At 64.1% G+C, this 9,846-nt stretch carries 9 protein-coding genes; 4 read left to right on the top strand and 5 right to left on the bottom strand.

The window, feature by feature from the left end; all coding sequences use genetic code 11:
* The first annotated feature begins 279 nt into the window (after positions 1-279).
* Positions 280-978, top strand: a complete 699-nt coding sequence (locus YH64_RS23985) for an ankyrin repeat domain-containing protein (RefSeq protein WP_082134611.1) — start codon at positions 280-282, stop codon at positions 976-978.
* A 165-nt stretch (positions 979-1,143) separates the two neighbouring features.
* Here the strand turns inward: YH64_RS23985 and YH64_RS23980 are convergent, their stop codons facing one another.
* Positions 1,144-2,250 (bottom strand): porin, encoded by a 1,107-nt coding sequence (locus YH64_RS23980; RefSeq protein WP_046806798.1) that lies wholly within the window; start codon positions 2,248-2,250, stop codon positions 1,144-1,146.
* Between the two features lie 267 nt (positions 2,251-2,517).
* Here YH64_RS23980 and YH64_RS23975 point away from each other — a divergent pair, with 267 nt between their 5' ends.
* The 3 genes from YH64_RS23975 to YH64_RS23965 all read left to right on the top strand — a co-directional run bounded on the left by YH64_RS23975 (position 2,518) and on the right by YH64_RS23965 (position 5,904).
* The gene (locus YH64_RS23975) at positions 2,518-3,171 is read left to right on the top strand and encodes an NUDIX domain-containing protein (RefSeq protein WP_046806797.1); all 654 of its coding nucleotides are present in this window, start codon (positions 2,518-2,520) and stop codon (positions 3,169-3,171) included.
* A gap of 116 nt (positions 3,172-3,287) precedes the next feature.
* Entirely contained in the window at positions 3,288-4,196 is a 909-nt protein-coding gene (locus tag YH64_RS23970; RefSeq protein ID WP_046806796.1) for a phosphoribosyltransferase family protein, read from the top strand.
* A gap of 13 nt (positions 4,197-4,209) precedes the next feature.
* The gene (locus tag YH64_RS23965) at positions 4,210-5,904 is read left to right on the top strand and encodes a nicotinate phosphoribosyltransferase (RefSeq protein WP_046806795.1); all 1,695 of its coding nucleotides are present in this window, start codon (positions 4,210-4,212) and stop codon (positions 5,902-5,904) included.
* 79 nt (positions 5,905-5,983) lie between these two features.
* On the opposite strand, the gene YH64_RS23960 is transcribed toward YH64_RS23965, so the two are convergent.
* The 4 genes from YH64_RS23960 to cyoB are packed head-to-tail and all read right to left on the bottom strand — an operon-like array spanning position 5,984 to position 9,846.
* Entirely contained in the window at positions 5,984-6,763 is a 780-nt protein-coding gene (locus tag YH64_RS23960; RefSeq protein WP_104142233.1) for an SURF1 family protein, read from the bottom strand.
* On the bottom strand, positions 6,763-7,212 hold the full coding sequence (cyoD, locus tag YH64_RS23955) for a cytochrome o ubiquinol oxidase subunit IV (protein ID WP_255444709.1): 450 nt from the start codon (positions 7,210-7,212) through the stop codon (positions 6,763-6,765). The genes YH64_RS23960 and cyoD overlap by 1 nt, the downstream gene beginning before the upstream one ends.
* A complete protein-coding gene (cyoC, locus tag YH64_RS23950; RefSeq protein ID WP_046806793.1) occupies positions 7,209-7,850 on the bottom strand; it encodes a cytochrome o ubiquinol oxidase subunit III in 642 nt (213 codons plus the stop codon). The genes cyoD and cyoC overlap by 4 nt, the downstream gene beginning before the upstream one ends.
* The gene (gene cyoB / locus YH64_RS23945; RefSeq protein ID WP_046806792.1) at positions 7,843-9,846 is read right to left on the bottom strand and encodes a cytochrome o ubiquinol oxidase subunit I; all 2,004 of its coding nucleotides are present in this window, start codon (positions 9,844-9,846) and stop codon (positions 7,843-7,845) included. The genes cyoC and cyoB overlap by 8 nt, the downstream gene beginning before the upstream one ends.

The raw sequence follows: 9,846 nt of genomic DNA, 5'->3' as shown, positions 1-9,846 counted from the left end.
GGCGAGGCGGGCGCGTCGTCGTTGTCGTCGCTGCCGTTGCAGGCGGCCAGGGCCAGCGGCAGCAATGCCATGGCCAGCAGGCGCGCAAGAGGTTTCAGGGGCAGATGGGAAGCAAAGTCGAGGGTCATGGGCGGGCCGTATTGCGGCGATCTAAAGGTATCCAATCATGACGGCGGCGTGTTTCCCCCGTATTGCACCGGCCATGACACGCCATCGATTTCCCATTCGCCAGGGGCTTGTCCATAATCGGTCCTCGATTCAGACGGGAGGATACCGGCAATGGCAACGATCAAACACTGGCGGGCCTGTTTCGTATTGGCGCTAAGCACGTTGGGCGCCGTTGGGGCAATCGGCGCGGCCAGCGGCGAGGCGCGCGCCGCGGTGGACCCGACGGCGCAATTGCGCGAGGCCGCCGCCTTGGGCCAGGCAGCGCGGGTGCGGGAATTGCTGGACCAAGGCGTGCCGCCGGACGGGCGCGACGCGCAAGGCAACACGGCGTTGCTGCGCGCCACGCAGGGCAACCACGTGGAGGCGGCGCGCGTGCTGATCGAAGCCGGCGCGGACGTGAACGCGCAAAACGGCATGCAGGACAGCGCCTACCTGCTGGCGGGCGCGCAAGGCTATCGGGAAATTCTTGAACTGACTTTGCGCCACGGCGCGGACTTGCAAAGCACCAACCGCTACGGCGGCACCGCGTTGATTCCTGCCTGCGAACGCGGGCATGTGGAAGTGGTCAGAACGCTGCTGCAAGCGGGCGCCAAGCCCGATCACGTCAATCGGCTGGGATGGACGGGCCTGCTGGAAGCCATCATTCTGGGTGACGGCGGCCCCCGGCATCAGGCGATCGTGGCCATGCTGATCGGGGCGGGTGCCGACGTGAACCTGGCGGATCGGGAGGGCGTGACGCCGTTGCGGCACGCGCGTCAGAAGGGTCAGGCCGAAATCGTTGCCCAGCTGGAACGCGCGGGCGCGCGATAGGCGGATGAAGCGCCGGGGGGCGCGGCAGGCGAAACGCAGGCAGCGCCTGCCAGGCCAAAGCAAAAAGCGGGGCGCGTCCCATCGGACTCGCCCCGCTTTTTATCGGGCTGGCGAACTGGCGTGTTATCGCGCTATCGCCTGTCGCCCGGCCGCGTCATGCGTGCCTTAGAACTGATGGCGCACGCCCACGCCGGCGGCCGTGCTCTTCAGACCGTCGATGAACGCGTAGTCGGTGCCGTACGAACCATAGGCATACAGGTTGGTGCGCTTGGACAGGTCGTAGGTGTAGCCCACGCTGTACACGTTCATGTTGGCGTCGCCGCCGGTCAGCTTGTCGTTGGACGGGGCCACGTGCTGCCACGAGGCAAACACGCTGCTGGCGCCGCCCACCGGCACGGTCGCGCCCAGCATGTAGGCGTTGGCCTTGAAGCCGTTGACGAAGCGGTTGGTGCCGAATTCATCGCTGAACGGGGTGTCGGCCGGCAGGTCCTGGCCGACGAACCAGCCGTCGGTGGTGCGGCCATAGGCGGCGGCCAGCTTCACCACTTCCAGGTCGTACGACACGCCCAACGCGTATTGGCGCGGCGTGGCGTTGCTGTCGATGTTGCCACGGTTCGAGCCGTTCAACTGGTCGTACGTCAGCGCCACGTTCAGCGGGCCCTGCACGTAGCGCAGGCCGGCCGTGATGCCGCGCGTGTTGTCGGCGGTGCGGAAACCGGTCTGGTCGGCGGTGGTGTCGTCAGCGTTGAACGAATAGCCGATGCCGAATTCAAAGCCGTTCACCGACGGGGTGCGGTACATGACCATGTTGTCCCAGCGCATGGTGTTGGCCGCGCTGAAACCCAGGCCCAGGTTCGACTGGGTGTAGCTGGTGTAGAAGGGGTCGATGTCGGCCAGGTAGTTCGAGCCGATCGTGGCTTGGCGGCCGAAGTCCAGCTGGCCCCAGGCGTCGTTGGCCAGGCCGATGGTGGCTTGGCGGCCGAACAGGCGGCCGGACTGGCCGCGTTGGCCATTGGCGGAATCAAAGCCGCTTTCCAGCTTGAACACGGCGCGCAGGCCGTCGCCCAGATCTTCGGATCCGCGCACGCCCCAACGGGAGCCGGCCTGGATGCCGTTGATCATGCCAAGCTTGCTACCGCTGTAGCCGTCGCCCTTGATCTTGTTGTAGCCAATGCCGGTGTCGATGACACCATAGAGGGTGACTGACGGTTCTGCCTGTGCAATGCCTGTGAAAGCGGTCAGCATCGCAGCGGCGAGCAGCGTCTTTTTCATCCGGGAATCTCCTGGGATTTTTGAGGGGAAAAAACAAAGGGAACACCACGCCAGGCATCAAACCCAGCGGTGTTCCCGGGCGCAAGTGTAGAACATTTACGCTATTTACCTTTGATTGCCTGGGATGTTCCGGCTATTTCGTCTAATCGGGCGGCCCTGCTGACGGCTCATGCTGCGGCCTGATGCTGGCGCCTATGTCGCCCGCCGATTGACCGCGCGCCGTCATAGTGGCATCTTGCCCCGAAGCCTTGATCTGGAAACTGCCCCGTGGACTATCCACAGCCCCTTGTGACCGTTGACGCCGTCCTGCTGACCTTGCGGGCCGGCGGCCTTGAAATTGCCTTGCACCAGCGCGACCGCACGCCCTTCAAGGGCGCCATGGCGCTGCCGGGCGGCGTGGTGCATGCGGACGAAGACGACAGCACCGAAGCCAGCATCCGCCGGGTCCTGCGCGAAAAAACCGGCTTTGAACCGCGTTACCTGGAACAGCTACAGGTGTTCTCCGGCCCCCAGCGTGACCCCCGCCAGTGGTCCTTGTCCGTGTCATACGTGGCCTTGGTGCCGGTGGCCGAACTGGAAGCGGCGGCGGGGCAGGGCCTGCGCTTTGTCAGCGTGGACGCGTTGCCCGCGCTGGCGTTCGACCACGCCGCCATCGTGGCCGCCGCCGTGGCCCGTCTGCGCGGCAAATCCAGCTACTCGACCTTGCCCTTCTTCCTGCTGCCGGAACGCTTCACCCTGACCGAGCTCCAGCACACCTACGAAGCCATCTTGCAGACGCGGCTGGAAAAATCGAACTTCCGCAGGAAGATGGACGCCTGGGGGGTGCTGGAACCGACGGGCGATTTCGTCACCGGGGCGCAGCGCCCCGCGCGCCTATACCGCCTGAAAGACTTCACCCTGTTCGACCGCACAGTCGGATGACCCTGCACGCCAACACCCGCCACGCAACGCGGACTTTCAACGACATAGTTGCAAGATAACAATAAGTGCGCATATACTTGCCTCACTTAGTTTTGAAACGCCACTAAGGGCCGATCATGTTCACCATCACTGCCGTAGTAGAAGGACAACGCCAAACCGAAACGCCGACCGCGTTCGTGTTTCCCGGCGGCGAAAGCCAGGTCACGGTGCCCGCCGGCTTGCGCGCGGCGGCCGATGCCGCCACCGAGTTCCGTATCCACGCGCTGCTCAAGTCCGCCAATGACGTCATGCAGCTGCTGATGCTGACCGACGCCTTGCGCCGCCTGAATCCCGCCGTGCCGGTGCATCTGGACATGCCTTACGTGCCCTATGCCCGGCAAGACCGGGTGTGCAATCCGGGCGAGGCCCTGGGCGCGGCCGTCTTCTGCAAGCTGATCAACGACCAGCAATACGCCACCGTCACCATCACCGAACCGCACAGCGACGTTACCCCCGCGCTGTTGCAGCGGGTGCGCGTGGTGGACGCCGCCGCGTTTGTCGGCCGGGCGCTGGCGGCACCGGCCTTTGCCAAGGGCGTGACGTTGATGGCGCCCGACGCCGGCGCCCGCAAGCGGGTGCAGGCCCTGGCCAAGAAGCTGGGCGTGGCCGACGTGCGCTACGCCGATAAAGTGCGCGACCCGCAAACGGGCCGCATCACCGAAACCCGCGTGCCCGACGACGTTCCCGACCAGCCCATCCTGGTGGTGGACGACATCTGCGACGGCGGCCGCACCTTTCTGGAACTGGCGTTGGCGCTTGCCGACAAGACGCGCCAGCCGCTTTACCTGTACGTCACGCATGGCATCTTCAGCCATGGCTTGACGGCTTTGAATGAACGCTATGCCGGCGTGTTCGCCGCCTACGACTGGACGTTGACCGATGGCGACGGCGCCCCGGTCTGCGTAGGCCCGGACCGCCCAACGCCTGCATCGCCGTCTTTGGCGCCCAACGCCCAGGCGTGCGCCATCCCCGCGCTTGTGAACTAAGAAGGAAACTGCCATGAATGCTCCCGACACCCTGATCGCCAAGAACGGCATCAACCCCTTCCTGCAAGCGGATTTCTACAAGACTGGCCACCCCTTCCAGTACCCCAAGGGCACCAACAAGATCCTGGCCAACTTCACGCCACGCTCGGCGCGGCTGGCGCCGGTGCTGCCCGAATTGTTCGACGCCAAGATCGTCTGGTTCGGCCTGCAAGGCTTTATCAAGGAAATCTTGATCGACCTGTTCAACCGCGAATTCTTCGGCAAGCCGGCCGGCAGCGCGGTGCGCCAATACCAACGCCGCGTGGACAATGCGCTGGGCAAGGGCGCCGTCACCGTCGACCACCTGCAAGCGCTGTATGAACTGGGCTACCTGCCGCTGGAGATCCGCTCGGTGCCCGAGGGCGCCCGCGTCGACATCCGCGTGCCGCCCGTCACCTTCATCAACACGCACCCCGACTTTGCGTGGCTGGTCACCTACATCGAAACCCTGTTCAGCTGCGAATCGTGGAAGCCGTCCACGGTGGCCACCATTGCCTTTGAATACCGCAAGCTGCTGACCTATTTCGCGCGCACCACGGGCAGCCCCATGGACTTCGTGAACTGGCAGGGGCACGACTTTTCCATGCGCGGCATGTCCGGCCTGTACGACGCACGCAAGAGCGGCGCGGGCCACTTGCTGTCGTTCACCGGCACGGACACGATTCCCGCCATCGACTACCTGGAAGACATCTACGGCGCGGATTCCGATCGGGAACTGGTCGGTGGGTCGGTGCCCGCGACGGAACACTCGGTGATGTGCCTGGGCAGCAAGGAAGGCGAGATCGAAACCATCCGCCGCCTGGTCACCCAGGTGTATCCCGGCGGCATCGTGTCGGTGGTGTCCGACACCTGGGACTTCTGGCAGGTGGTGACCGATTTCGCCGCCGCGCTCAAGTCGGAAATCCTGGCGCGCACGCCCGACCCGTACGGCAATGCCAAGGTGGTGTTCCGCCCGGATTCCGGCGACCCGGTGAAGATCCTGACGGGCTATTTCTGCACCGACGTGCCGGCCGTCCAGGATGCGACGGCGCTGGCCGCCGCGCGGCGCGAAGGCTTCGAGGCGGTGCGCGACGCCGCCACCGGCAAGTACTGGCTGCTGGACGATGACGCCCGCGCCGTCCAGCCGCTGCGCGAAGCCGAGGTCAAGGGCGCGGTGCAGTGCCTGTGGGACATTTTCGGTGGTGTGGTGACGGACCGTGGCTACAAGCTGCTGGACCCGCACGTTGGCCTGATCTACGGCGATTCGATCACGCTGGCACGCGGCCGCGACATTCTTGTGCGCCTGGAGAAGAAGGGCTACGCCTCCGGCAACGTGGTGCTGGGCATTGGCTCGTACACGTACCAGTACCTGACGCGCGACACCTTCGGCTGGGCACTGAAAGCCACGTACGCCGAAGTCAACGGCGAACCCGAGGAACTGGTCAAGGACCCGGTCACGGATTCCGGCGTGAAGCGTTCGGCCAAGGGCCTGCTGCGCGTGGACGAGACCGCCACGGGCTATGAACTGCACGACCAGCAGACGCCTGAACAAGCGGCGGGCGGCGCGCTGGTGCCGGTGTTTCGCGACGGCCAGTTGCTGGTGGAACAGGACCTGGCCCAGATCCGGCAGCGGCTGCAAACGTCGTGGGTATGCCCGGAAGCCGGCAGCATTGCGTGGGCCTCGCGCTGACCCGATAGCGTCGCCCATGAAAAAAGCCGCACGCCCGATTCGGGCAGTGCGGCTTTTTTATGGCCTGAAGAGTCGTTCGTCAGGCCTTGGCCCGCGCGCGCTTGTCTTCACGCACGAAAATCACCACGCCCACGATGATCATCAGCGCCAGCGCGTACCAGGTAATGGCATAGACGAGGTGGTTGTTCGGAAATTCCAGCACGGTCAGCCCACCGACGGGGGCCTTGGCCGGATCGCGCCCCGGGCTGGACGCCGCGTCGGCATCGATGAAGTAGGGCGCCACATCCGTCAGGCCGCGCGCGGCGGCAATGGCGGGCAGGTCACGCGAATACCAGAGGTTGGCGGCCGGATCGTTGTTGCGCAAAAAGCCGCTGCCGGGTTCGCCCATGCGCAGCAGGCCCGTCACGCGGCCTTCGGCGGGCGGCGGCGGGTTGGCGCCTTCTGTCTTGCGCCATTGCGGCAGCACAAACCCGCGATTGACCAGCACCGTGCCGCCATCGGCCATTTGCAAGGGCGTCATGACCCAGTAGCCGCTGCCCAGTTCGGTGGCGGCCTGCACCAGCGTCTGGCGGTCGTACTGATACGTGCCGGTGGCGGTGACGTGGCGGTATTCGGCATTGCTTGACGTCAGGCCACGCCATTCCTGCTTGCCCGGCGCGGGGGCGGTCGGCGCGTGCGCGCGCTGCTTCACCTGCGAGATCAGCTCTTGTTTCCAGGCCAGCCGGTGCACCTGCCAGGTGCCCAGCGCGCAAAGGCCGGCGAACAGGCCGGCAGCAACCACGCCCAGGATGACCAGGGTGGTTTTGCTGCGCGGTTTACGGGGGGTGTCGCGGATAGTGGTGTCTTTTACTGCTGCCATCAGGGCATATTCCGCATGTCGTGTGTGGACATGGGCATCATATTGGAGTTCAAGTGATACATGATCCAGATTGATCCGCTGAGCGTGATTACGACCAGCACCAGCGTGAATATTAACGCCAACATGTTCCAGCCGCTTTCGGACTTGGTGTCCATGTGCAGGAAGTAGATGATGTGGACCACGATCTGCACCACGGCAAACGCCAGGATCACCAGCGCCGTCGTGCGCGAACTGGGAAACACGCGGTTCATGACCAGCCAGAACGGAATGGCGGTCAGGATGGCCGCCAGGATGAAGCCGGTGACATAGCTTTTCAGCGTGCCATGGCCGGCGCCGTCATCGTCGTCGTGGTGGTCATGGCCGCCGCCGTGGCCATGGCCGTGGTCATGCCCGTGGCCGTGGCCGTGCAGCCCACGATCAGCCAGGTTGTCCATGTGCGACGTCGTCATGGCAGCACTCCCATTAGATACACGAAGGTGAACACGCCCACCCAGATCAGGTCCAGGAAGTGCCAGAACATCGACAGGCACATCAGGCGGCGGCGGTTCTCGGGGATCAGGCCATGCATCCGCACCTGGATCATCATCGTCACCAGCCACACGATGCCGAACGTGACGTGCAGCCCGTGCGTGCCCACCAGTGTGAAGAACGCCGACAGGAAGGCGCTGCGCTGCGGCCCCGCGCCCTGGTGGATCAGGTGCGCGAATTCGTAGATTTCCAGCGACAGAAAGCCCAGCCCGAGCAGGCCCGTCACCGCCAGCCACAGCTGCGTGGCGCCGATGCGGTTGCGCCGCATCTCCAGCATGGCAAAGCCGTAGGTAATGGACGACAACAGCAGCAGCGAGGTGTTCACCGCCACCAGCGGCAGGTCGAACAGGTCGGCGCCGGATGGCCCCGCCGCGTAGCTGCGCCCCAGCACGCCGTACGTGGCGAAGAGGCACGCGAAGATGAGGCAATCGCTCATCAGGTAGACCCAGAACCCAAGCAGCGTGCCGTTCTTGGGATGATGTTCGCCCGGCACGTAGAACACGGGCTCTTGCGGCGGCGCGGCGCCGCCTTGCAGGGTGGGGGCCAAGGTATCAGACATGATTCGCTAACAACCTCGTGCGGGCGGCCTCTTCGCGCACGACCTCATCGGCCGGCACGTAGTAGTCGCGCTTGTAGTTGAAGGTATGAATGATGGACACCAGGATCAGCGCCACGAAAGACAGCACGGCCAGCGGCCACATGTGCCAGATCAGCGCAAAGCCCATCACCACGCTGATGCCCGCCAGCACGATGCCGGCCCAGGTGTTCTTGGGCATGTGGATGGGGATGAAGCCTTGCTGCGGCCGTTCGTAGCCGTGCTGTTTCATCTGCCACCAGGCGTCCAGGTCATGCACGCGCGGTGTGAAGGCAAAGTTGTATTGCGGCGGCGGCGACGACGTGGACCATTCCAGCGTGCGGCCGTCCCAGGGGTCGCCGGTGAAGTCGCGCAGTTGGTCGCGGCGGCGATAGCTGACGATCAGCTGGATGATGAAGCTGGCGATGCCGCAGGCAATGAGCAAGGCGCCGACCGCCGCGATCTGAAACCAGATTTGCAGCGACATGTCTTCAAAGTGATTCACGCGGCGCGTCACCCCCATCAGGCCCAGCACATACAGCGGCATGAAGGCTACGTAGAAGCCCACCAGCCAGAACCAGAACGAGCACTTGCCCCAGAACGGGTCCAGCTTGTAGCCGAAGGCTTTCGGGAACCAGTAGGTAATGCCGGCCATCAAGCCGAACAGCACGCCGCCGATGATCACGTTATGAAAGTGCGCGATCAGGAACAGGCTGTTGTGCAGCGCGAAGTCGGCGGGCGGCACCGCCAGCAGCACGCCCGTCATGCCGCCGATCACGAAGGTGACCATGAAGCCCAGCGTCCAAAGCATGGGGACTTCGAAGCGGATGCGGCCGCGATACATGGTGAACAGCCAGTTGAAGATCTTGGCCCCGGTCGGGATCGAGATGATCATGGTGGTGATCCCGAAGAACGAGTTCACGCTGGCCCCGGACCCCATGGTGAAGAAGTGGTGCAGCCAAACCAGGTACGACAGCACCGTGATCACGACGGTGGCGTACACCATGGACGCATAGCCGAACAGGCGCTTGCGGCAGAACGTGGCCACCACTTCAGAGAAGATGCCGAAAGCCGGCAGGATCAGGATGTAGACCTCGGGGTGGCCCCAGATCCAGATCAGGTTCACGTACATCATGGCGTTGCCGCCGAAGTCCGCCGTGAAAAAGTTGGTGCCCACGTAGCGGTCCATGGACAGCAGCGCCAGCACCGCCGTCAGCACGGGGAAGGCCGCCACGATCAGCACGTTGGTGCACAGCGCGGTCCACGTGAAGATGGGCATGCGCATCATCTTCATGCCGGGCGCGCGCATTTTCACGATGGTGACCAGCAGGTTCACGCCGGATAGCAGGGTTCCCACCCCGGCAATCTGCAACGCCCATATGTAGTAGTCGACCCCGACGTCGGGGCTGTGCAATATGCCTGACAGTGGTGGATACGCCAGCCAGCCGGTGCGCGCGAATTCGCCCACGAACAGCGACATCATCACCAGGATCACGCCGCCCGTCGTCATCCAGAAACTGAAGTTGTTCAAGAACGGAAAAGCCACGTCGCGCGCGCCGATCTGTAGCGGCACGATGTAGTTCATCAATCCCGTGACCAGCGGCATGGCCACGAAGAAAATCATGATCACGCCGTGCGCGGTAAAGATCTGGTCGTAGTGGTGCGGCGGCAGATAACCGGTGGAATCGCCGAACGCCACAGCCTGCTGCAAGCGCATCATGATGGCGTCGGCAAAGCCGCGCAGCAGCATGACGATGCCCAGGATCACATACATGATCCCGATTTTCTTGTGGTCGATGCTGGTGAACCATTCATGCCACAGGTAGCCCCACTTCTTGTAGTAGGTGATGGACCCGAGCACCACGATGCCCACGATGGCCACCATGAAAAACGTGGCGATCAGGATGGGCTCGTGGTAGGGGATGGCGTCCCAGGTCAGGCGACCGAAGATCAGCTTGGTGAGGTCTGGTTGATCAGGCAT

The organism is Achromobacter sp. LC458 (assembly GCF_001005835.2).
Classification (GTDB): Bacteria; Pseudomonadota; Gammaproteobacteria; order Burkholderiales; family Burkholderiaceae_B; genus Achromobacter; species Achromobacter spanius_B.
This window is presented reverse-complemented; position numbering and strand designations above follow the sequence as displayed.

What these genes read in the sequence shown, in the direction of transcription:
- YH64_RS23985 (WP_082134611.1), top strand. Translation starts at nt 280, where the DNA reads ATGGCAACGATCAAACACTGGCGGGCCTGTTTCGTATTGGCGCTAAGC.
- YH64_RS23980 (WP_046806798.1), bottom strand. Translation starts at nt 2,250, where the DNA reads ATGAAAAAGACGCTGCTCGCCGCTGCGATGCTGACCGCTTTCACAGGC.
- YH64_RS23970 (WP_046806796.1), top strand. Translation starts at nt 3,288, where the DNA reads ATGTTCACCATCACTGCCGTAGTAGAAGGACAACGCCAAACCGAAACG.
- YH64_RS23965 (WP_046806795.1), top strand. Translation starts at nt 4,210, where the DNA reads ATGAATGCTCCCGACACCCTGATCGCCAAGAACGGCATCAACCCCTTC.
- YH64_RS23960 (WP_104142233.1), bottom strand. Translation starts at nt 6,763, where the DNA reads ATGGCAGCAGTAAAAGACACCACTATCCGCGACACCCCCCGTAAACCG.
- cyoD (WP_255444709.1), bottom strand. Translation starts at nt 7,212, where the DNA reads ATGACGACGTCGCACATGGACAACCTGGCTGATCGTGGGCTGCACGGC.
- cyoC (WP_046806793.1), bottom strand. Translation starts at nt 7,850, where the DNA reads ATGTCTGATACCTTGGCCCCCACCCTGCAAGGCGGCGCCGCGCCGCCG.
- cyoB (WP_046806792.1), bottom strand. Translation starts at nt 9,846, where the DNA reads ATGCCTGATCAACCAGACCTCACCAAGCTGATCTTCGGTCGCCTGACC.